At 44.8% G+C, this 23,673-nt stretch carries 19 protein-coding genes; 11 read left to right on the forward strand and 8 right to left on the reverse strand.

Annotation, left to right across the window (positions count from 1 at the left end):
* The first annotated feature begins 32 nt into the window (after positions 1-32).
* The 3 genes from ACUYLD_RS04400 to ACUYLD_RS04410 all read left to right on the forward strand — a co-directional run bounded on the left by ACUYLD_RS04400 (position 33) and on the right by ACUYLD_RS04410 (position 3,006).
* A complete protein-coding gene (locus ACUYLD_RS04400) occupies positions 33-1,874 on the forward strand; it encodes an adenine deaminase (RefSeq protein ID WP_446674494.1) in 1,842 nt (613 codons plus the stop codon).
* Positions 1,875-1,999: 125 nt separating this feature from the next.
* A complete protein-coding gene (locus ACUYLD_RS04405; protein ID WP_446674495.1) occupies positions 2,000-2,581 on the forward strand; it encodes a Crp/Fnr family transcriptional regulator in 582 nt (193 codons plus the stop codon).
* An 83-nt stretch (positions 2,582-2,664) separates the two neighbouring features.
* Positions 2,665-3,006, forward strand: a complete 342-nt coding sequence (locus ACUYLD_RS04410; RefSeq protein ID WP_250261760.1) for a darcynin family protein — start codon at positions 2,665-2,667, stop codon at positions 3,004-3,006.
* A 141-nt stretch (positions 3,007-3,147) separates the two neighbouring features.
* On the opposite strand, the gene ACUYLD_RS04415 is transcribed toward ACUYLD_RS04410, so the two are convergent.
* On the reverse strand, positions 3,148-3,996 hold the full coding sequence (locus ACUYLD_RS04415) for a copper amine oxidase N-terminal domain-containing protein (protein WP_446674496.1): 849 nt from the start codon (positions 3,994-3,996) through the stop codon (positions 3,148-3,150).
* A gap of 244 nt (positions 3,997-4,240) precedes the next feature.
* Between ACUYLD_RS04415 and ACUYLD_RS04420 the strand changes: the two genes are divergently transcribed.
* Both ACUYLD_RS04420 and ACUYLD_RS04425 read left to right on the forward strand, forming a co-directional pair.
* Complete coding sequence (locus ACUYLD_RS04420) at positions 4,241-5,515, forward strand: ABC transporter substrate-binding protein (protein WP_069291666.1); 1,275 nt, start codon at positions 4,241-4,243, stop codon at positions 5,513-5,515.
* Between the two features lie 33 nt (positions 5,516-5,548).
* The gene (locus ACUYLD_RS04425; protein WP_069291667.1) at positions 5,549-7,252 is read left to right on the forward strand and encodes a methyl-accepting chemotaxis protein; all 1,704 of its coding nucleotides are present in this window, start codon (positions 5,549-5,551) and stop codon (positions 7,250-7,252) included.
* A 94-nt stretch (positions 7,253-7,346) separates the two neighbouring features.
* Here the strand turns inward: ACUYLD_RS04425 and ACUYLD_RS04430 are convergent, their stop codons facing one another.
* Positions 7,347-8,621, reverse strand: coding sequence for an oligosaccharide MFS transporter (locus tag ACUYLD_RS04430; protein ID WP_069291668.1), 1,275 nt, complete (start codon positions 8,619-8,621; stop codon positions 7,347-7,349).
* Between the two features lie 483 nt (positions 8,622-9,104).
* On the opposite strand from ACUYLD_RS04430, the gene brnQ reads away from it, so the two are divergent.
* Positions 9,105-10,463: a branched-chain amino acid transport system II carrier protein gene (brnQ, locus tag ACUYLD_RS04435; RefSeq protein WP_446674497.1), complete on the forward strand. Its 1,359-nt coding sequence runs from the start codon at positions 9,105-9,107 to the stop codon at positions 10,461-10,463.
* Positions 10,464-10,479: 16 nt separating this feature from the next.
* Here brnQ and ACUYLD_RS04440 read toward each other — a convergent pair whose 3' ends face one another.
* Positions 10,480-11,400 (reverse strand): AraC family transcriptional regulator, encoded by a 921-nt coding sequence (locus tag ACUYLD_RS04440; RefSeq protein WP_446674498.1) that lies wholly within the window; start codon positions 11,398-11,400, stop codon positions 10,480-10,482.
* 180 nt (positions 11,401-11,580) lie between these two features.
* Between ACUYLD_RS04440 and yicI the strand changes: the two genes are divergently transcribed.
* Positions 11,581-13,905 carry an alpha-xylosidase gene (gene yicI, locus ACUYLD_RS04445; RefSeq protein ID WP_446674499.1) on the forward strand — a complete coding sequence of 775 codons (2,325 nt, stop codon included), beginning with the start codon at positions 11,581-11,583 and terminating at the stop codon, positions 13,903-13,905.
* Positions 13,906-14,064: 159 nt separating this feature from the next.
* Here yicI and ACUYLD_RS04450 read toward each other — a convergent pair whose 3' ends face one another.
* Positions 14,065-15,018: a serine hydrolase domain-containing protein gene (locus ACUYLD_RS04450; RefSeq protein WP_446674500.1), complete on the reverse strand. Its 954-nt coding sequence runs from the start codon at positions 15,016-15,018 to the stop codon at positions 14,065-14,067.
* Between the two features lie 270 nt (positions 15,019-15,288).
* On the opposite strand from ACUYLD_RS04450, the gene ACUYLD_RS04455 reads away from it, so the two are divergent.
* Both ACUYLD_RS04455 and ACUYLD_RS04460 read left to right on the forward strand, forming a co-directional pair.
* Positions 15,289-17,007, forward strand: a complete 1,719-nt coding sequence (locus ACUYLD_RS04455) for a methyl-accepting chemotaxis protein (RefSeq protein ID WP_069291672.1) — start codon at positions 15,289-15,291, stop codon at positions 17,005-17,007.
* Positions 17,008-17,097: 90 nt separating this feature from the next.
* Positions 17,098-18,408 (forward strand): MFS transporter, encoded by a 1,311-nt coding sequence (locus ACUYLD_RS04460; protein WP_446674501.1) that lies wholly within the window; start codon positions 17,098-17,100, stop codon positions 18,406-18,408.
* 90 nt (positions 18,409-18,498) lie between these two features.
* On the opposite strand, the gene ACUYLD_RS04465 is transcribed toward ACUYLD_RS04460, so the two are convergent.
* The 3 genes from ACUYLD_RS04465 to fsa form a co-directional block, all read right to left on the reverse strand.
* Positions 18,499-19,698: an MFS transporter gene (locus ACUYLD_RS04465; protein WP_061831311.1), complete on the reverse strand. Its 1,200-nt coding sequence runs from the start codon at positions 19,696-19,698 to the stop codon at positions 18,499-18,501.
* Position 19,699: 1 nt separating this feature from the next.
* Entirely contained in the window at positions 19,700-20,155 is a 456-nt protein-coding gene (locus ACUYLD_RS04470) for a MarR family winged helix-turn-helix transcriptional regulator (protein WP_250268054.1), read from the reverse strand.
* Positions 20,156-20,355: 200 nt separating this feature from the next.
* Positions 20,356-21,003: a fructose-6-phosphate aldolase gene (gene fsa / locus ACUYLD_RS04475; RefSeq protein WP_013309811.1), complete on the reverse strand. Its 648-nt coding sequence runs from the start codon at positions 21,001-21,003 to the stop codon at positions 20,356-20,358.
* Positions 21,004-21,221: 218 nt separating this feature from the next.
* Between fsa and ACUYLD_RS04480 the strand changes: the two genes are divergently transcribed.
* Positions 21,222-21,899: a CBS domain-containing protein gene (locus tag ACUYLD_RS04480; RefSeq protein ID WP_446674584.1), complete on the forward strand. Its 678-nt coding sequence runs from the start codon at positions 21,222-21,224 to the stop codon at positions 21,897-21,899.
* A gap of 23 nt (positions 21,900-21,922) precedes the next feature.
* The gene (locus ACUYLD_RS04485) at positions 21,923-22,543 is read left to right on the forward strand and encodes a TraX family protein (RefSeq protein WP_446674502.1); all 621 of its coding nucleotides are present in this window, start codon (positions 21,923-21,925) and stop codon (positions 22,541-22,543) included.
* A gap of 91 nt (positions 22,544-22,634) precedes the next feature.
* Here the strand turns inward: ACUYLD_RS04485 and ACUYLD_RS04490 are convergent, their stop codons facing one another.
* Positions 22,635-23,633, reverse strand: coding sequence for a polysaccharide deacetylase family protein (locus ACUYLD_RS04490; protein ID WP_446674503.1), 999 nt, complete (start codon positions 23,631-23,633; stop codon positions 22,635-22,637).
* Positions 23,634-23,673: the final 40 nt, after the last annotated feature.

Raw genomic sequence — 23,673 nt, forward strand, 5'->3', positions numbered from 1 at the left:
GGTAAGAAGCATAAACGGAGGTTACAAACGTAATGGACATGAAGAGTGTATTTCAACGCCCGCCGCTAGCGGACTGTGTACCCGAGTTGGTAGCTACAGCTAGAGGAGAGCGCAAGGCATCGCTGGTGATCCGCGGAGGAACACTGGTCAATGTGGTATCGGGCGAGTTGCTGCCGGGCATGTCTATTGCTGTGCAAGGTGCTCGTATCGCTTACGTCGGTAGGGACGTCAGTCATACGATTGGAGAAGACACCATAATCATTGAAGCGGAAGGCCGCTATATGGCACCGGGGTTACTGGACGGACATTGTCACATCGAAAGCACGCAGCTGACCGTAACGGAGTTCGCTAAGGCTGTACTGCCACTGGGAGTGACGGGTGGTTTTTTTGACCCGCATGAAATTTCCAATGTACTGGGTCTAAAAGGGCTTCGTCTGATGCTGGACGAAGCACGTACGACACCGCTGGCTGCTTACATGCAGGTGGCTTCTTGCGTCCCATCCACAGGTCCGGAGCTGGAAACGACGGGTGCCTCCTTCGGCCCGGCCGAAGTCGCAGAGGCGTTAAGCTGGGGCCCGGATATGATCGGGCTGGGCGAAGTCATGAATTTCCCTGGTGTCGTCTATGGAGACGATGTGATGATCGGTGAAATTCAGGCCACGCTGCGCGCGGGCAAGGTGGCGGATGGCCATTTTACATGGGCCTCCGATGATTGGCGGCTGCCGGTCTATGCAGCCGCGGGAATTACGGGCGACCACGAGTGTGTCACGCCCGAGGATGTAGCCGAGCGTATCCGGCTCGGCATGTATGCCAAGATGCGGCAAGGCTCCGCATGGCATGATGTGGCCGAGACGATCCGAGCCAGCACGGAAATGGGTCTCGACACGCGCCGCATGATGCTGGTAACGGATGACCGCAGCGCGGAATCCTTGCTCCATGAAGGGCAGATGGACTTCGTCGTGCGTCATGCGATTGCACAGGGCGTCAAGCCCGTAACCGCGTTTCAGATGGCCACGCTGAATACGGCAGAGCGCTTCGGCGTGGCACGGGACATCGGATCGATCATTCCGGGTGCGATTGCCGACATTATTTTGCTTGATGGCCGATTGGCCGAAGTGAATGTGACGGCTACCATCGCAGCGGGCCAGCTGGTGGCCGAGCACGGTCAAATGGTCGCCGATTGGGACGGCTTCGTTTATCCTGCGGAAGTGATGGACACGGTCCACCTGGGACGAGAGCTGAGTGCTGCAGATTTTCGCATTGCGGCTCCAGTACGAGAGGGGAATGTACCTGTACGGGTGATTCGTGTTACGGAAAACCACGTGGACACGAAGGAAGTGCGAATGATCGTTCCGGTCCGTAATGGAGAAATCACGGCAGATCCTGCACAGGATTTGTGCAAAATAGCCGTTTTCGAGCGCCATCATGCCAGTGGCAGTCACGCGGTTGCACTTGTGACAGGTGTCGGCTTCACCGAGCCGGCTGCGATTGCCATGACCGTCGCGCATGATAGCCACAACCTACTCGTCATAGGTAATGATGACGAGCTCATGACCCAGGCGGCGAAGCAGGCTGTTGCCCTGCGTGGTGGCGTGGTGGTCGTATCCGCCTCGGGTCAGACGCGCTTCCCGCTGCCTATCGCCGGGCTGATGTCCCCAGCTCCGTTTGCAGAGGTAGCCGCGCAGTCCGAAAGTATCAGCCGGGCACTTCAGCAGTCCGGCTGCATGCTGAACAACGCGCTGATGACACTGTCACTGCTCGCACTGGTCGTTATCCCTGAAATCCGTCTGTCGGATCAGGGGCTTGTCGTGATCGGAGCGGATGGCATCCGCAAGGTATCTCTTTTTGTGGAAGAGGATGCTGCGGAAGTCTGATAGAACACGTCGCTGGGGGTTGTCCTACAGGTCTGCCCAGACCTGAGGGATAACCCCTGTTTTTCATACACGAAGTCAAAAAAATATCTTCGATTCCTTTATAAAAGTCAAGGAGCGGTGAGCAGATGCATCCCTATTATCGTTCATTAGAAAAAATGGCTCATCATGCCTCGATTATAGAGCAGGATTGGAACAGGTTTGTAGAGCAAACCTGTGTGAAGCATATTCAGCAGGGAACGGTTCTCATTGAAACGGGTGAGCCTGTGAAACATGCCTATTTTTGTTCAGAGGGATTATTTCGTTTATTTTATACATTAGCAGATGGCAGAGAATATAATGTTGGTTTTTCGCCAGAAGATGATTACGTAACCTCTTATGGGGCTATGATCCAAGGAGAACTATCCACTTTTTCGATTGAGGCCATGGAAGATTCGGTTGTCATTGAGATTCCATATCACGTATTGAAGGAGCGTATGGATACAAGCCATATGTGGGAAAGATTCGTCCGTAAAAGTGTAGAAAGACTTTATATTCGAAAAGAGGAACGGGAGCGCGAATTATTGTATCTTTCCGCTAAGGAGCGTTATCATGCTTTTCTTCTCAAATACCCGGGATTGGACAAACGAGTTGCCCAATATCATATAGCTTCGTATATAGGCGTTTCTCCTGTATCACTTAGTCGTTTGCTGCGTAGTGATCCGCATTAACCTATGTTAATGCGACGTTGTAGACAAGCAGCGTACAATAACGATAAATCATTCAAGCTTCACCAAAAAAGGAGATAAGGCATATGCGTTATATGATGATTGTATTATTGGAGTTCTACCCTTCCTGGTTGGCTCTACCTCGGGAGGAACGTCGAAAACATGCGGGGGCCTTGCAGGCTACCATTCAAAAATATAGCGAACATGTTCAGGTTCGTTTTTTTGATGCAGAAGCACTGCCTGGAAAGGACTATACTGATTTCATCGTATGCGAAACGGAGGACATGAAGCAATATCACTATATGTGGGAAGAAATTCGCGATTCGGAGCCGTATACCAAAGGATACATGAAGATTAAAGATGTAGTGATGGGTATGGAAAATGCTTTTCAGTCCTATGAGTCAGAAATGCTACAGATGGAAAAATAACCGTCATTCCGCTTTCTATGTAAAATGAAGAGTTCATCTTATATACGGTTAAAAAAGGCGAATTCCTGTGCTGCTTATGTTCAGCTGGGAATTCGCCTTTTATCTTTTGGAGACGAAAAAGTGTAATAAGAAAAAATCACATTATACAACTGTGTTACTTATAATCATCAAAAAACCGTTCTTCCCAGCGGTATCCATTAACTGATTTATGAATTTTCTTGCGGTATCGTTAAACAAATACCACTCATTTTTCGATACGTCATGAATCAAAATCTCTGGATATTCTGTTGAAAGTTCAGATGGAACAGGACTAATTAAAGAATAAATATCAAAACGAGCTAAGCTTTTCCCTTTTTGGCCTAAAAAATCATATTGTGCATTTTTATAATAAGATCCAGGTGTGTCAATAGTGAAGCTCCAAGAGTAGTTTGCAGGTGCTTCAACCTTTTTACCTATGTTTTTTGCGAAAATATTATAAATGGTTTCATTATATGCATTGCCATGAACTTGCTGAACTACGCCGCCCATAAACATATGGTATTCCTGTTGAAGTGCTTTTACTTGTACACCGTTTATGAACAATGGTTTAGTATCAACAGTCACTGCAAAGTTGCTGTAATTGACATTGCAGCCAAACGCCTCTGCAATAAAACGAAGTGGAACATATATGCGATTATTTTTCGTGTATGGTTTTACATCGAGCAGTATCTGTTCACCATTTTTCTCCGCTGTGCTTCTGTTTATTGCTAATTTCACTTTCATTTTGCTTTTAGCGAGAATAACCTCAGAATTGGACCATTCGACACTAGCCCCCAAACTTTCGCTTATAACACGTAGAGGTACCATAGCGCGTTTATTCTTCATTTCGGGTTTCACATCGGATGTAATAGCCACACCGTCAACTTTGATCTGATTTTGTGCTGCATAAGTAGTGGACGATGAAATAAATAAAAAAATTGCAAGAAAAGCCGCAAAGAATGCTTTTTTCATAAATGATTGCTCCTTTTTCGGTTAAATTTGTTGCGCAGTAACTTTCCCCCATATTAAGACGCAACTGGATAAAAAAACGTTGCGCTGTCCTGTCCGTTAACTTAACGTAACAACCAGTTGGTACTATTTAATTACCTTCCGATATTTACCAACTAAAAATTGCTAATCTTCCTGGAGAATTATGTCGATAACATTGAATATTATTCATAAAATTTATCAAAGTAAATCCTTAGGGGGAAAGTTAATGAGAAAACAGCTAAAAGTTGCGATTTCTCTAGTATGTTTAATGATGTTTATAGGTTGTTCAGCTTCACCAGTATCACAGCAGACGACCAAGATTACACTTTTGAATTCCAAATCTGAAATAAAAACCCAATTAGAAGAAGTAGCAAAACAATACAATCAAGAGCACCCTGAAGTATCTTTGGAGATTATAACCGCTCCAGAGGGAACGTCAGCATATCAAAAACTGATGTCGATGTACGGCTCAGGAAGTCCAGCAACTATGTCGATGCTTGACCCGGGCGACACGCAGACATTCCTGGATAAAGCCGTTGATTTAAGTAAAGAGAAGTGGGTAGCCGATACGATAGAAAATGGACTTGATGCAGTTAAGAAAAACGATGCTGTGCTGGGATTCCCATTTGCAGTAGAAGGCTACGGATTAATCTATAACAAGAAAGTATTGGACAAGGCAACAGGGGGTTCTTTTGATCCTTCTTCGGTGAAAAGTAGAAGCAACCTGAACTCATTAATGGCTAAGATTCAGAAGACGGGAGTAGCACCGGTCATGCTTTCACCAATGGACTGGTCTCTCGGCTCTCATCTTTTAGCTCTGTCTTATTCTGTTCAACCTGTGGGTTTTCCAGAGTTTGTTAAAGGTATGCAGGATAACTCCATAGACATGTCCCAAAATAATGTAATGTCTGGATGGGTACAAACTTTAGATCTGCTCAAGAATAACAGCATCAATAAGAATTCACCTTTGGACAGCACGTATGACGATGGAGTCAAAGCATTAGGAGAGGGAAAAGTGGGGCTTTGGTTTATGGGCAACTGGGCTTGGGCTGGGATTAAGAGCAATGATACAGCAAATGAGGAATACGGTTTTTTGCCCCTTCCGTTAAGCGATAATACGGATGACCCTAACAATGCTAAGATTACAGTCGGTGTAACAAAGTATATTTTCATTGACTCCACAGCTACCACACCTCAGGAGCAAGAGGAAGCAAAGAAATTTCTGAACTGGATGGTATACGACAAGTCCGGACAAGATTTTCTGGTAAACAAGGCTAATATGGTACCTGCGTTCAAAAATATTGATTTAGAGCCTGCCGATCCTTTGGGACGATCAATCAAGTCGTATATCTCGACCGGAAAGACACTGCCGTTTATGGCAACCCTTCCACCTGATCATGGGGGTATCACAGGAGCATCTATCCAAAGCTATATCAGTGGAAAGATAGATAAGACTGAGCTGTTGCGCCAAATACGCATATACTGGAAAGCTCAGCAGTGATGATACGAGACCAGTTACGGGAGGAAGATAAAGATGTTTAAATTAACGTTAAAGAAAAAAATAATTAGTGCAGCGCTCATACTGGTTATCGTACTGTCCCTTTCAAGTGTTATAGGCGTCATTAAGATGTCGGAAATGGGTGAGGCTTCTAACAAGGTAAATAACAGGTCTTTACCCGCGGTTATTCTTCTTCAAGGTATGGATAAGCAGATTACAGAAATTGATAGACTCACCGTTCGATTGATACTTGAAGAGGATGCGGCTGTTCGCAGTACTTATCAAGAAGAACTAACCAAAGCTACAGCTTCAATGGATAAGAGTGTAAATGAATATCAAAGTTTAGCCTCTACGGCAGAGGAAAAAGAACTGTTCACCAACTTTTATGGTCAGTGGGCAATGTATCTTCGCCATCTAAAAGTGGTTTCCGCTGCCATGGAAGAAAACGACAAAGTGATGGCCTACATGATCATTCATGGAAATTCTTCTATTTATAAGGCAGCATTAGAAGATGTAAATAAACTGAAGCTACTTAATGAGCAATACGCAACGGATGCCGCTAATCAATCGAGTCAATCTTACCATTCAGGTAGAATTTTGATGATTTCTCTGACTATCATATGTACGATCCTTGGCATTATCGGTTCTTTTTTACTGGCTCAATCGTTCACTAAGCCCATATTAAAGATAGCGGAACAGATGAAGCTGGTAACCAGGGGGAATCTGCAAGTGGAACCCCTCAGGGTCAGATCAAAAGATGAGGTCGGGGAACTGGCGTCCGATTTTAATGAAATGTGCGATTCACTTCGCAACCTTTTAAAGGAAGTTGTGGATAATTCCTTACTGGTTGCCTCTACGGCTGAACAGTTAACGGCCAGTGCGGAACAGACAAGCATCGCTACCGAGCAGATAGCTATAAGTGCCACTCAAGTCGCAGAGGGATCTCAGACACAGCTTGCAGATATAGCTGAAACGCTGAATTACACGGTGGACGTTTCTAAAAGTGTAGACAACATAACCAATCGCTTTGTTCATGTGGCTAATCTCACAACCCAAGCACAAGAAAAAGCAAACAACGGGAAAACCCAAATGTCTTCGACTGTCTTCCAAATAAGAGATGTGCATACCAAGGTAACTCAATCCGCGGAAGTGGTAAATATTCTAGGAGAAAAGTCTGCGGAGATTAAACAGATCACAGCTATGATCAGTGATATAGCAGCCCGAACCAACTTGCTTTCACTAAATGCGAGTATAGAAGCTGCAAGAGCGGGAGAGCAGGGAAAAGGGTTTGCGGTTGTCGCTTATGAAGTACGCAATCTGTCGGCACAAGCAAGTGAAGCAACAGGCAAGATCTCTTCGCTTGTCAACGAAATTACCTTAAGAACAGATGAAGTTGTGATTTCAATGAATGAAGGTGTTCAATCTCTGAATGAAGGCATGATGCTTGTCGAAGGTGTGGGTAACGTTTTTTCTGAGATTGTAGGTGCCGTTGAAGAAGTGAGCGGTGAGGTGGACACGGCGGCTTTAGAAGCAAGATCCGTAAATGAAGGAACCGTTTCTATGGTGGAATCGATGAAGAAAATTGCTGAAATCTCCGAACGTGCAGCAGATTCTACTCAAACAGTCGCAAGCGTAGTCGAGGAAACTACCGCATCCATGCAGGAAGTGTCTGCAGGTGCTAACATGCTTGCCAAGAGAGCGGAAGAGATGAATCAAACGGTGTCGGTATTCAAGATTTAAAATAAGCTTCAAACCAACTGGAGTTAAGAGCGGCAGCCTTGGACGAGAAAAAAGTCCTAGACTGCCGCTGTTTTGTTAAGCTCAAACCATTAGATTACGAATGAACGGCTTCTGCTTTTTTGGCTGCTCTTTTCAGATCCTGTTTACGACGTTCCTCCAGATACCGCTCCCCATTCTTCTTGTCTGCTGTCAGTGTAAAGCAGGATATGATGGTGAACAGGCCTGCAATGGAACCCAGAATTACATAAGTTATCGGGAAATTCAATACTTCATACATATGTCCCACAATGGGTGAGAAAATGGAAACCACCAGGGAGCCCATAAACAAATACAGCAGGTACATGGTGGAGGACAAGCGCTGGTCAAAGTTAACGGTAATGTATTTGAAGATGGCTACCAGAATAAGCGGTTTCTCCAGGGAGTGAATCATCTTCATTGCAGCTACCCATATGGAACCGAACGGCAATGAAGAGCCGATAATACGCAGAGACATAATCGACCCGGCAATAATTAATGCCCATTTGGCGGTCGTTTTGTTCACAAACCAAGGGGTAACGAAAAGGAACACAAATTCCAGAAAAACCTGCACAGCGCTTAAATCACCGAGGAATTGATTTCCTTCCGCTTTGGAACTGAACTGCGATACGAAGTATGTGGCAAACTGCTGGTCATATACCTCATAGATTTGGGTCACGCCAACCATGAATAGCATAAGAAACCAGAACTTTTTGGTACGCACGAGATGCAGCACATCGATTAGCTTCAACGATTCTGTTTTCTGCTGCTCCTGTCCGGAAATTTCGACTTTGGTCAGAAAGATGCAGATCATGGCAACAACGGCAGATACCGAGGCAATCCAGAAGGTCAGGTTTACATTGATATTGATGACCCGTCCTGCAACAAAAGTAGCCGCCGCCCACCCAAGTGAACCCCACATACGAACCCGTCCGTATTCAAAGCCGTATTTACGCGAAACTTTGTCCATATACGAATCGACGACACCGTTACCTGCATTAAATACCAGGCCGATAAATAGCGCACCAACAATGGCACCAATGACGAACTGCGTTTGTAGTAATGGACCGTACACATAAATAAAAAAGGGTCCGACGAGCAAAAGAATCGTAAAGAGTATGTACAGCAGATGTTTTCTCAGACCCAGCTTATCGGATAAGTAACCGAACAGGGGCTGCATGATCAAGGCCACGATTGAGTTAGCCGCATATAGAAATCCCGTGTAGGTTTCTGAAATTCCCAGGCTTTGTCCCAGCCAAATGACAAAAAAAGACATGGCGGCAGACCATGTAAACAGATAAGCGAAGTTAAAAATACTCAGAGACCAATAGTTGCGTTTTGCCAAATTCATCATGTTAAGCCTCCCTTTAAAATGTAGCTGCTCAATGTGTTGCCAACGTCAATATGTATTGTGTGTACTATTAATTGTAAGCATTTTTCATTTGCTTCCATAGGGCATTTTCCCAAGATTTCCTGTGCTTATTTCAATCAGTTGAGGATTTGAATAAAACAGCAGATCCTGATATGGATTAAATGGGGGCTCAAACTATTTTAAATATGTTGAAGAGGAATAGTTCTATATCTACATCTTGTGAGAAATAAGTCCTAAGTGTAAAATTCTCTTATAGTTCATTAAGCTCACTAAGTTCATTCTGCAAGTACAAAGTTACTTGAAATACTGATCGTATATAGAGTATTGTGTAACGATGAGTTAAGACGAAACCCACTCATCCTAAAGGCGCGGGTTATCACTAGGCTCTATTAACATATATTATACAAATTAAAAAGAAAACGAATAAAAACAAAATGTTGTGAGTTCGTAGTTGGAGGATTTATTATGTCGAAAAGTGTTTCTTCGTCCTTTATTATCATTATAGGCTCAATGCTATTTGCCTTATTTTTTGGTGCAGGGAATCTAATCTTTCCACCTATGCTTGGGCAAATGGCTGGAAAGAATGTATGGGTAGCCAATGCGGGTTTCTTGGTTACCGGAGTTGGCTTACCATTACTAGCCGTCACAGCCTTTGTTTTTTCAGGCAAAAGCAATTTGCAAACTTTAGCGAGTCGTGTACATCCTGTATTCGGTCTAGTCTTTACAACAATTCTTTATCTGGCCATCGGGCCTTTATATGCAATTCCTAGAACCGGTAGTGTGTCATTTGAAATTGGAGTAAAACCTTTTTTTTCTAACAATGCAGATCATCCTGTCGCACTTGTTGTATTTACTATTCTTTTTTTTGGAGTTGCATGCTTGTTATCACTTAATCCTACAAAAATTATTGATGTTATCGGAAAGTTCTTAACACCCATTAAATTGACATTCATTGGATTACTTGTGATTGTAGCTATTATTCACCCAATAGGAAAATTCCAAGAACCTGCGGAAGGTTATACATCGAATGTCTTTTTCAAAGGCTTTCAAGAGGGTTATTTAACATTGGACGCTCTTGTAGCCTTTATTTTTGGAATTATCATTGTGAATGCAATTAAGGATAGAGGAGTCACTACAAAAAAAGAGTTGATGATCATTTGTGCCAAAGCGATAGCAATTGCGGTTATACTCTTAGCTTTTATCTATACGTCTCTTTCATACATGGGAGCTTCTAGCGTTGAAAAATTGGGTGTTTTGGGAAATGGCGCTGAGGTGCTAGCTAAGGTTTCCTCCTATTATTTTGGATCTTATGGTTCTATTCTATTAGGCTTAATGATTACAGTAGCGTGTTTAACGACAAGTGTGGGGCTTATTACTTCCTGCTCTTCTTTTTTTCATGGATTATTTCCGAAAGTCTCATACAAAAGAGTTGCTCTCATGTTATCTATATTTAGTGCTCTTGTAGCCAACATAGGTTTAACACAGCTTATTAAGGTTTCAACGCCAGTATTAATGGCAATATATCCTATTGCTATTTCTCTTATATTTTTAACTTTTTTACATCCCGTATTTAAAGGAAAGTCAGAAGTATATCAAGGCAGTTTGATATTAACCTTTATCGTTAGTTTATTTGATGGCTTGAATGCTGCTGGAATAAAAATTAATGTAATTAATGACTTTTTCACTCATCTTCTTCCATTATATAATGTAGGGTTAGGGTGGTTAATTCCCTCTGTTTTAGGAGGTGTAGCTGGCTACATATTTACTAAGTTAAGAGGAAGAAAAATAATTTTAGTACTTATGAAGCCCAAAAAAAATAAATGATTTATCCTATGGCATATTAGTCTGTTATATAAGGGACAGCAAGCGCCTGATCTGCTTCGTGCTGCTTACGGTACTGCGAAGGGGTCAGGCCGTTCCATTTTTTAAAGGTCGCAATAAAATAGCTTAAATTGTCAAAACCAACATCCAGCGCAATATCAACCACTTTGCGATCACTTTGCTCCAGCAACCTGCAAGCCTTCTGAATCCGATGATAGTTGATATATTCTACCGGGCTTTTCTGAACCATCTGCTTAAAAAAACGGCAAAAATGCCCCTCACTCATTCCAATCTCATCTGCGATCTCCCGTAAACGTATAGGTTCATGAGCATGACTGTTGATATACGCCAGCGCTTTTTTGATCCGTTCAACTTTGTTGCGTTGACCCGCCATAATCACATCCTCTCCGTTAGCAGGGGTCATGTGTGGAAACAGGCAGGCAATCATGCTATAGAGCTGCGCCTTGGTCGCCAATTCATGGGCAGGCGCATTCTGCTCATGGCTGGTGATAATGTGTCGCAACGCAACCAGCACCTCTTGCTCCCAGGGCTGCACGCCTCGAATGTGAGGGGGAGGGACAAGCTTTTTACTGATAAATGGGTCAATAAACTGCGTCTGCACCGTATCCTGCGTGCGGCTGTGCAGCATGTCTGGATGAAACACCACCGCAGAAAATATGCAGCGAGGGCTTTTTTGTAAATAACCGGCGTGAAGCTCGCCGCTGTTGACAAAAAGGGCTTCACCTTCGTTAACCTCCGTATAGACCATATCCGTCTGAAAAATGGCGCTTCCCTGCTCCACTACGATAAACTCCATCTCTTCATGCCAATGAGACTCCAGTATACTATTTCCGTTCAACTGCTCTACGCTCGGATATACGCTGACTGGGTACATGGGGTTGCCGTGAATGCGGTTTTCCCGCAACATTTCCCTTTGCATTTCAACGACTCCTCTTCTGCAAACTGATTTATATAGAAAACATCAAAATATTGATACAATACGTCAAAATAAACGAAGTAAACCCTTACATAAATCAATATTATTATAGTAAGGATTTCGAAAAAATCCAACAAGCAATTTGGGATCAAGAAATAAAGATTGGAGCGGAGGAAGTAACAGATGAAATTTACTGATGGCTATTGGATGGTTCGCAAGGGCTATGAAATACAAAATCCTGCTGATATCCGTGATATTGTGACGGACGATGCTTCCATGACGGTATATGCAGCGACCCACCGGATCGAGCACAAAGGAGATACACTGAACGGAGCGTTGCTGAAAGCGACCTACAGCTCGCCTATGCCGAATGTCATTCAGGTGCGTCTGAACCACCATAAGGGACGGGTGCATCAGGGGCCGAATTTTGAAATTCACACCTTGCCAACAGACGTAGATATTACAGTGGATGAGGACGCAGCGGTACTGAAAAGCGGCGATCTGAGTGTGCGAGTCGGTCGTGGGAAGAGCTGGGACGTAGGCTTTTATGTCGAGGATCGTAAAGTCACAGGCAGCGGACATCGGGGACCAGGCTATATTACAGACCCGCAGGATCAGCCTTTTTTCCGAGAACAGCTGGAGCTGGGCATCGGTGAGTACGTATACGGACTCGGAGAGCGCTTCACCCCGTTCGTAAAAAATGGCCAAGTGGTCGATATCTGGAATGAAGATGGCGGGACTAGCAGTGAGCAGGCCTATAAAAACATTCCATTTTATCTATCGAATAAAGGGTATGGTGTGTTCGTCAACCATCCGGAAAAGGTATCCTATGAGATTGCATCGGAAAATGTATCAAAGGTTCAGTTTAGCGTCTCCGGCGAATCGTTAGAGTATTTTATTATTGGTGGAGCTAACCCTAAAGAGGTACTGGACAATTACACCAAGCTGACGGGTAAGCCTGCATTACCACCAGCCTGGACCTTTGGTTTGTGGCTGACCACTTCATTCACAACTGATTATGATGAAGCGACCGTGAATCATTTTGTGGACGGGATGGCTGAGCGGGATCTGCCACTCTCGGTATTCCATTTTGACTGCTTCTGGATGAAGGAATACCAATGGTGTGATTTCCAGTGGGATCAAGATATGTTCCCAGATCCAGAAGGCATGCTGCGGAGATTGAAGGCTAAGGGTCTCAAAATCTGCGCATGGATCAACCCGTATATTGCAGAAAAGTCTATTTTGTTCGATGAAGGCATGGAGAATGGCTACCTGGTCAAAACAGCTGATGGCAGCGTTTGGCAATGGGACCTGTGGCAGGCAGGAATGGGGCTGGTTGACTTCACGAATCCGGCTGCTGTCGCATGGTACCAGGATAAGCTGAAGGTGCTGATCGATCAGGGCGTGGACTGTTTCAAAACCGACTTTGGTGAGCGTATTCCAACACATGTAGTTTATCATGATGGCTCTAACCCAATGAAAATGCATAATTATTATACGCATTTGTATAACAAGGCAGTGTTTGAAGTGCTGGAGGAAAAGCTGGGTAAAAATGAAGCAGCGTTATTTGCACGTTCTGCTACGGCTGGGGGGCAACAGTTCCCGGTTCACTGGGGCGGAGACTGCTCGTCGACGTATGAGTCGATGGCAGAATCATTGCGGGGCGGATTATCACTTGGCTTGAGTGGGTTTGGCTTTTGGAGCCATGATATTAGCGGCTTTGAACTAACGGCTGCGCCGGACTTATACAAACGGTGGGTGCAGTTTGGACTTTTATCCTCCCATAGCCGACTACACGGAAACGTGTCGTACCGTGTTCCTTGGCTGTTTGACGAAGAGTCAGTCGACGTGGTACGCAGCTTTACCAAACTCAAATGCTCGCTGATGCCACACCTGTATGCTTCTGCTGTGGAATCCTCGGTGAAGGGACTGCCGATGATGCGGGCTATGGTGTTGGAATTCCCGCAGGACCCAACCTGTGCAACGCTCGATCGACAATACATGCTAGGAGATTCCATTTTGGTAGCCCCGATCTTTAATAAAGAAGGCAGTGTACAGTATTATGTACCAGAGGGTCAGTGGACGAATTTGTTAACAAACAAGAGCATGTCTGGTGGTCGTTGGGTCAACGAGTATCATGATTTTACAACCTTGCCTGTGCTCGTGAAGCCGAACACACTGTTGGCAATTGGTCATGAGGACAGTCGTCCGGACTATGATTATGCAGATCAAGTGGCGCTTCATTTGTTTGAGCTTGGAGAGGGGCAACAAGCTCGAACGGTAATCGTGAATACGTCAGGTGAAGAAGAGCTAACGGTTACTGCCAGCCGCAAGAATTCTGTCATTACGGTGAAGGCTGAAGGTGCTGTTAAACCTTGGTCGATAGTCCTGCGCGGTATCCATGAGACTGTTCAAGTGGAGGAAGGCAGCAGCCAGCCGGGAGAACAGGGTGTAATCATTACACCAGCTTCCAGCGGACAGCAAGAGCTTACGATTCAGTTGTGCTAGGTAAGGCGCTAGAAAGTGGATGAAGTATGTCATAATGTAGCGATTATATGCAAAAAAGGGCTTGCCTGATCCAACAGGCAAGCCCTTTTTGATGCAGATTTTTGATAGAGACCAATTTGAATAGAGACCAGTTGCAACTTTTAGTTTCGGTATCTATTCCTATCCATTCTGCTGGAGTAGCAGCGGTACAATATACTGCCGGAAAATATCCATAGGAGCCCGTTTCTTTTTGAATTTATCAGCGGTAACGACAACAACCATGTCATACGACGGGACGACAACAATGTATTGCCCACCGAAGCCGAGAGCGTAAAAATAGTCCCTTTCAGTTCCTGTCTCTGTTTTATCTGAAAAGGAAGAAGTCCACCAGTGCCAGCCGTAAAATGCTTTTTGTGGTTTGGTAGCAGGAAGAAACGGACGGGTTGAATATCGGACTATCTCTGTTTGGATGATCTGCCTTCCTTCCCAGCCTCCTTCGTTCAGATAAAGCCGCCCGAATTTGAGCATGTCCATCGGCCTGAGATGCAGTCCGAATCCACCCGTATGCGTGCCCTGAGGATCGGTCTCCCAATGGTAGCTTTCGATACCGAGCGGTTGGAATAATTGCTGCTCGGCAAATTCAGCAACTGTTTGTCCAGAAACATTACGTAGTATGGTGGCCAAAAGTTGAGAACAGCCAGAACTGTATTCCATTCGCGTCCCTGGCACATCCGATAATGGCTGTGAAAACACAAATTGCACCCAGTCTGACGTTTTGCTCATGGTAGGAAAAGAATTTTGCCCGCCAAATTCCGTCCAGTTAAAGCCTGCGGACATCGTCAGCAGATGTTCAATCGTAATATCACGCTTTCGAAAATCACTATCTGTGGCCAATTGGGGAAAGAATTCGAGGATTGGCGTCTCCGGTTTCGGTCCTCGTTGCTGGTCCATAGCGATACTAACTAATGCAGAAATCACGCTTTTGGTACAGGAATTTATTTTATAGAGTTCGTTAGCAATTTGAGGTTCACGATAATAATTCATGATCATGTTACCCTGCTGCTCAATAAGGCAGCTGCGGGTTTCCAACTCGTTAAGCACGTGAATAAGTGGTTTGAGTTCCAGACTTTTCATGCAGTTCCTCCTTGAGCTTATGGCATACCAATACATAGTATATCATTTTAATAGTCTATAATTCGAAGGCTACAAACGGAAAACAGTTCATTTACCTAATTTAGAATTTTTTTGTTTTTTGATATTAAAAAAGATATATATGTTCACTGAATAGACACAAATATATTTAAAAATCTATACACTTTTTCTGTTTCATTCAAAAAAACTGTCGAATAAAACGATATATAGTAAGTTGGACATTTTATTCAGAAATAACTGGGGGACCGATTCATGAATTTAACCATTAAGGCCAAAATGATTCTTAGCGCGATACTGATCCCGAGTGTGATTGCAGCCATGCTGCTAACCAATTACATTTTAAGCGTACATAGTGAGAATGAGTACAAGGATATTATGAATCGTGAAGAGGCTATTGCGTATAACTCGAAGTCTCTTCAATTTTTGTTAAACGGCATATCTAATGATGAGCGGGCATATTTGCTAACTCGTGACGAACAGTACGGGCGAGAGATCGGAAACAAGCAGAGTGAAGTTGCAAAGTTGCTACAGGAGACAGAAGCTCTGCTTAGTGCAGGTAATGAGGATTCTAAGAAAAAGATGACTGATCTCAAGACGGGAATTAATACCTATATGAATCAAGTTCATCGTTTACTGACTACAGCGGGGTATCAGAGTACAAGAGATGATGCTTTCCCGCCATTTTCTGATTTGCTCGATGATTTTGAAAACGAACGGGTGTTGCGCAAGCAACTGGATACCAAGGTAGTAGCCTTTGTCAAAGCTCAAGAAGATATGGTGACGGTGAAAGTACAGCAAGCGCACCAAACGATGACGAATACATCCTTGATTACGAGTGTTGTAGGACTTCTAGTTATCATTTACAGTATTTTTCAATCCATCGTGCTGATTCGTTCCATTCGTCCATTACACCATATGAATGAGCAGCTGTTGGAAATGTCTGAAGGTGGGGGAGATTTGCGTAGCCGACTTGATATTACGTCCAAAGACGAAATCGGTATGATTGCAAGCTCCTACAACAAGCTTATTGAGGGATTCCGCAGTATTATAGTGGATGCGCAGGATACGGCGCGTACATTAACCGTGACCGCAGAGCGGGTTAGCGTAAGTACGGAGGAAATGAATCAGGCCAATCGTCATACTTCCGGTGTAATGGAAGAGCTAGCGGCTGGTATGGAGCATCAGGTCGATGATATTACACAAACTACAGATACCGTGAAAGAGCTAGCCCACGAACTGGAGCATATTGCAGCTACGAGCCAGCAGGTGTACGAGTTATCTGATACAGCCGCTAAAGATGCAGAAGCAGGAGAACAATCTATAGGTCAGGCTATGCGTCAGATGGAAAAGGTAAGCGAAAGTGTAGACAGCTCTGCACGTGCTGTGCGTTCACTTAGTGAACAGGCCGAACAGATTGGCATGATTGGAGCTGTTATTACCGGAATAGCCAAACAGACAGGAATGCTAGCGCTCAACGCGTCGATTGAAGCGGCAAGAGCCGGAGAGCAGGGGAAAGGATTTGCTGTTGTAGCCTCTGAGGTAAGAAGATTGGCCGAGCAGGTATCCGTTTCAGCAGCAGAAATTACACAATTTGTGCAAAATATTCAGGAGCATGTTGGAAATGTCGCTTCCAGTATGCAGACAGGCACGGTTGAAGTGCAGTCTGGCGTAAAGGTCATGCAATCCGCAGAAACCGCATTTCGTCAGATTGGGAGTTCCATTCAACAGGTCAGCGAACAGATTCACAGTGTAAATCGGTCCGTAGAACAAATGTCCGGTGGATCCGAGCGAATGGTGGAAGCAGTAGAACGTATTCGTGAAGTAGCAGAGCAGTCGGCAGGGGGAACCCAGAGTGTCAGTGCGGCGGCTGAAGAGCAACTGGCTTCCATGGAGGAAATTGCGTCTTCCATTCATACACTGGCGGATATGTCGCAACTTCTGAATGCAAGAGTCGGTGGATTTAAAGTGTAGCCGCATAAATTCCCACCAATGTAAACACAATAACATCTGTTGAACGAATCAGAACAGCTGTGTTATTACTTTTGCAAAGGTGGTAACGGGATGCAACAAAATAAAGGGAATCTGCTTGCGTTAGGTTCCATCCCGCTGATGATGACGCTGGGTAATTCCATGCTGATTCCAGTTTTACCGGAAATCGGACGTAAGCTACATGTAAGCTCTTTTCGGATTAGTATGTTGATTACAGTATATGCGGTGGTGGCCATTTTACTGATACCGATTGCGGGCTATCTTTCCGACCGATTTGGCCGTAAGGCGGTGATTGTTCCCTGTCTGATTCTGACTGTGATTGGAGGGGGGATTTCTGCGGTGGGGGCATGGCTGCTTCACGATTTGGCAGCTTACTGGACCATTATTGCAGGCCGTCTACTCCAGGGTGCGGGAGCGGCAGGGGCTTTTCCTATAGTCATTCCGCTTGTGGGCGATCTGTACGAAAATGAGGATGAGGCCAGCAAAAACCTAGGGGTAGTTGAGACCTACAACACATTTGGTAAAGTGCTAAGTCCGATACTCGGTGCTGCGTTGGGAGCTGTTCTATGGTTTTTGCCATTGGCGGTGATTCCGGGCCTCTGTCTGATTTCGCTCATTTTAGTGCTTTGGCTGATTCATGTGCCCAAGCGTAAGAACCAACCGATTATGTTTCGAGAATTTGTGGGAAATGTGAAGCAAGTGCTTGCCGAAAAAGGACGCTGGCTCTATGCTATTTTTGCAATGGGCGGTATTTGTATGTTTGTCATTTTTGGCGTCCTGTTTTACTTATCTGACATACTGGAAAGTCGTTACAACCTCCATGGAGTGTGGAAAGGTTTTGTGTTAGCCATTCCGCTGATTTCCCTCTGTCTGTGCTCTTATGTAGGAGGCAAGATCATCGGCAAGCACAAAAAGCGCATGAAGTGGATCGGTTTCAGTGGTTTGGCCGTATTGACGATCAGCTTTGCCATTCTCGGATTTTTCCAAAATATTTATGCGGTGATCGGATTGTTTACGTTAGGGGGCGGCGGGATTGGGCTCGCACTGCCTTGTTTGGATTCCCTCATTACGAAGGGAATTGAAAAAGAGGAGCGCGGAACCATTACTTCGTTGTATAGCAGCATGCGCTTTGTCGGGGTATCGTTAGGCCCTCCGGTTGTTTCATTGCTGCTGGGTCGCAGTGGACATGGTCTGCTTTTTGGCGTGATGGCCGCAGTGGGAGGCATTGCAGCTATGCTGATGCTATTTGCGGTCAGACCCAAGCAGGATGAACCCACAGATGACAAATCCACTGTCCCTATGAATGTGGATAAGGGGCTAACAGATGTGTCCCGAGAAAAGCCTATTTCTCCCAAGCTAAGACGCAAAGCTCCTGTGAAATAAGAAAAAACACCCGTTGTCATGAAATCATGGCAACGGGTGTTTTTGAAAACTGAGCAAGTATAAACTAATATTCATTTGTAAATCATAGACTTACCCTTCTAGAGGGACATGTGTCTTAGGCTTACGGCTTGCGACGATTTGTATGACATAGATCAGTAAGAACAGTACAATAAACAGCGAGGAGAGACGGTACATCCACGCATAATCACTTGCTTTGGCGATAATGCCAAGTATAAGCGCTCCGGCTGCAACCCCAAAATCGAGGGAATTGAGAAACATTCCGTTTGCCATACCCCTCTGTTTAGGAGACACGACCTGAATCATCCAGGTTTGCAGGGTCGGCTGCATAACACCAAACCCGATACCGTAGCAAAGAGCAGACATATACATGAAGACATCACTGTGCGCATAGGAAAGCAGGATCAGACCGCCAATTAAAAACAGGGAGCCGGGGATGAGCAGTGCTTTTGCCCCCTTTTTGTCATAAATACGGCCCGAGAAGGGACGCACGATCAGCACGGATACCGCATTAAACAGGAAAAAGTAGGCAGGATGCGCCAGATTTGCTTCATCCCCGTAAAGCGCCATAAAGCCGAGTAACCCACCATATGTGATAGACATCAGCATGTTCAACAAGGCGGGAATCCACAATTTACGGTTAAATGCCGGTTTTCGCCCTTCTTCCAAAGGAACCATAGGTGGTTCGATGTGCCCCTTAGGTAGTGTACGAATCAGCCAGTAAGCCAACGGGAATATCACAACAATTACAGCTGCTGTCGTATAGGCAAGCAGGTTGAAACTCCCGTATTGCAGCATCGAAATGCCGATGGTTGGCCCAATTGACATTGCTAAACTGGTGGAAAGACCAAAAAAACCCATTCCTTCACCGAGACGTTTGGGCGGGATGACATCAGAGGCCATCGTTGGAAAGGCCGTACTACTCATACCGAAGCCGATTCCAAACAACATCCGCATGAGCAGGAGCACTGTAATCGTCGGTGAAACGCTGTATCCCAGTGTTCCTGCTAATGCAAACAGCAGTCCGATGAAGATCAGGGTGCTGCGATGTCCTTTTTCCAGCATACGGGCTGAAAAGAGTCGTGCTGCAATCGCACTTAAAGCGAATAAGGTTGTAACGAGACTGACCTGAACGGAACTGGCGTGGAATGCATTTTTCACATAGGAAGGGATAGAAGAAACGATCATTTGTAATTCCAGAAATAAAAATAGATTGGAAACCGTAAGAACGATAAATTCCTTGGTCCAAAGAGGTTGCTTGCCTTGTTGCATATTAATCGTTCTCTCCTTGTTTTTCTGATTCAGTCATGTTGGCGTGAATTTGTAAAAGAGTCCGGCGGAATTGCTTCAGATCGGCCGAGGAAATTCCTTTTACAAAATCGTGATTGGCATCACGTTCGACAGGAAGAGTCTCCTCCACAAGCTGTCGGCCTGCTTCAGTCAAATGAAGCAGATAGGCCCGACGATCCTGTGGGCTACTGACACGCCGTACCCAGCCCTTCTTGTCCAACAAATCAATAATTCGAGTCGTGGTAGGCTGGTCCTTCACGGCCTTAGCTGCAATTTCTTTCTGATTTAAACCCTCAGCCTGATAGATTTGGTACAGAACCGACCATTGCTCTGGGGAAATATCATAAGGTTTGAGGCGCTGCAAGAGCTGCTGACTCATTTTGCGGTGAGTAATCCCGAGCAACATCCCAATGGAACAATCGGGAGGCAAGTTATTCATAGGTACTCCTTTCTGTTTCCCGTACATAAATTACTTCGAAATTAATTAGTTGTTATAACAATTATATGAACAACAAGTTATTTTGTCAAAAAAAATTGTTCAGTGTTTTGGGTTCTGCCATCACTAAAGCAAAACAAAAAACAGCCCGTAAAATACGGGCTGTTTGGGTTGATATAATATCGTTTGCCATGACTGGCGAATTAAGCTTTAGGTACAGTTTCCCAGTCCTTCAGGAAGCGTTCGATACCGCTGTCTGTCAGCGGGTGTTTCCACAGAGAAGGGAGCAAGGAACCTGGAATGGTGGCAATATGTGCACCAGACAGAGCAGCATCTTCTACATGCTTAATATTACGGATGGATGCAGCGATGATTTCGGATTTCAGACCATGAATGTCCAAAATTTGTCTCAGTTCACGAATCAGCTTCATACCATCAACAGCAATATCATCCAGACGTCCTACGAATGGACTGATAAAAGTAGCGCCAGCTTTGGCTGCCATCAAACCTTGAGCCGCGGAGAAAATCAGTGTTACATTCGTTTTGATTCCGTTCTTGGTCAGCTCGTTACAAGCGTACAAGCCGTCTTCGGTCATAGGAAGCTTGATAACCACGTTGGGTGCCCACTTGGCGATATCATAAGCTTCTTTGAGCATATCTTCAGCCTTCAGACCAATAACCTCAGCACTTACGGGACCTTCAACGATACTGCAAATCTCCTGAATGACTTCCTTGAACACTCGACCTTCTTTAGCGATCAGTGAAGGGTTCGTTGTTACACCATCAACCAGACCCAAACGTTCAATACGTTTGATTTCTTCAATGTTACCAGTATCCAAGAAAAATTTCATTTGATTTCCTCCTCAGGTTTATATAATACATAATACATATCACATGCGATGTACAATAGTTCATTTAAATGTAGCATATTGCACACGTTAAACTTATAATTAGTATGTATTACATTCTTAATTGTGACACATTTTAAATTCGAAAACAAGCTGTGTATGATTAAAATTTGATGAATTGTCGGAAGAAGCTGAAATTTACCGATCCATGCTCGTCTATAATGTATACTACCCCACTCCATAAGGAGGTAATCACTATTCAACTGTCTGAAAGACAGCGGGAAATTGTTGAAATTGTCCGGCGTCTGGCACCTGTTACGGGGGATAAAATTGCTGAAACACTGGGACTGACGCGTCCGACTCTCCGTTCTGACCTTGCTCTGCTCGTTATGCTCGGGCTGGTGGATGCCAAGCCGAAGGTAGGCTACCTGCCAGGACGTTACCCCAAATATGATAGTCATATCGGCAACATGCTCAAAAAGCTGACTGTGGCAGATATACTTAGCGATCCGATTTTGATTTCCGGTGACACGACCGCCTATGATGCGGTGCTGATGTTGTTTCAGCAAAATACAGGCACGCTGATGGTCACAGGGGAGGAGCAGGAGTTCATTGGGATTGTTACCCGCAAGGATTTGCTGAAGGTCATGCTGGGGCATACCGATCTTCACACCGTCCCGGTGACCATGGCCATGACGCGCCGGGCCCAAATGACGACGCTTGCTCCAGAAGACACTTTACTGGAAGCGATATCGAGACTGATTCGGCATCAGGTCAATTGTCTTCCAGTTTTGGACGAGCAATGTAGCTCCTCAACTCCAATTCGGGGGTTGGTAGGACGGGTTACGAAAACGGATATCATGAACGCCATTCTGAGCTTGACCGAAGAAAAAACGTAAAACATTGAATAAGGGGGCCTTGTATGTACTGGTTGGCCATGCTGACGATGCTGATTGACCATGTCGGACTTGTGTTTTTTCCGACGGATCCGGCTTGGAGAATTGCCGGCAGGCTTGCTTTTCCAATCTACGCGTACGCGCTGTATTTGGGATATACTCATACCCGAGACATACGGAGCTATATGCTCCGTCTACTCGGGCTGGCTCTGATTTCTCAAGTTCCCTATATGCTAGCGTTTGATGTGCTTAGACCGAACGTAATCTGGACGCTATTGGCCTCGTTGCTCGCGCTGGCTGCTGCATCCCGCTTGAAGCACTGGACGGCTGTAACGGTTCTGTACGTCCTTTCAGCTCTGGTTATGGAGCTCAGCCAGATGGATTACGGAGCCTATGGACTGCTGTTGGTTCTCATTTATCGATACACCCGTTCATATATGATGATTGCAGCCCATTTTATTTTGAACGTAGTGTATGATATGGTGCATCACGCGAATCTCCAACACTTTAGTCTGCTGTCCAGCATTCTGATCGTATGTTTTGCAACTGGAGAAAACGGATTTTATAATAGGGTACCGCGCTGGTTGTGGCGAAGCTTTTACCCGGTACATCTGGCTGTTATCGCTGCAATTCGTATCTGGCCCTAATCTAACATCTTATACAGCAAAAGAACCTTTAAAACCACGACATAAATGGTTTTAAAGGTTCTTTTGTTTTCTTTATTAAGCTAGCCAATGTTTAGGATACCTTGTTGGGACCTTGGGCAAAAGGAAGTGGGCGAAGGGGAGCACCTTCCTTCATGTATTGCACCAATACTTCTGGAATATTGTGTATTCCACCTGCATTGACGCGATAGCCGTTCGTTTGCCCTGGCGAGTTAATCCCCCGTTTCACCGTGAATGTAACGTCAATTCCCAAGGAACGGCAAATTTCCAGCGTCTCCTTGGTATACCCACCATAAGGGAAGGCAAGTACATTCTGATCATTGTGTAGATGCTTGAATAGCTTCTTGTCAGCCATGCCCAAGTCGGTATAAACCCGCTGTTTGAACTCATTCTCGGTTTCCATTCGCCCCAGCTTTTTCGAATATACCGGACCCATCAGAAGTGGCTTTTGTTGGGTGCGCGCTGTGTTGGAGTATCCGTAAGCATGCTGGTCATTGGTATGGTTGTAAAAATCAATACCCTCGGCATGCATCTGATGAATTTGATCCCATGTCAGCTTAGGAATTCCAATATGTTTGGGATTGCTGATCGTGGACGTGATGAGAAAATTGGTTGCCGGTACCTGGTACTTTTTCAACACAGGAAAAGTGTCCGTATAAAAGGACTCATAGCCGTCGTCGAATGTCATAAGTACTGCATTATCAGGAACCTTGGCTTTATGTAAAATAAAGTCCGTATACTCTTTCATCGTGATCCAGTGGAAGCCGTTAGCTTTCATTTCGTCCAACTGCCTCGTTAAATTACTAAGCTTGAGAGCGCCGGGATCAGGTGGAGTCTTGGTCACCTCATGATACATCAGGACAATTACTTTGTTTTGGTAATATACTTTATCTGGTGTAGGCGTCAGTGAGAATAAATGGCGTACCAGTCGATCTGCATGAGCTGTACGTGTACGATGAGTCCCTTTAACTGTAGGTGTGTGGTATATGCTACGTGCTTCATACACCAAAATCCCTAAAATAGCCAACAAACTTATGATTAGCAACGTTCTTTTAAAAAAAGTGTGTTTCATTGAATGACATCCCCCGCATGCAAGAAAATTCTGAAAGTAT

Source organism: Paenibacillus sp. SER-28, from assembly GCF_052906305.1.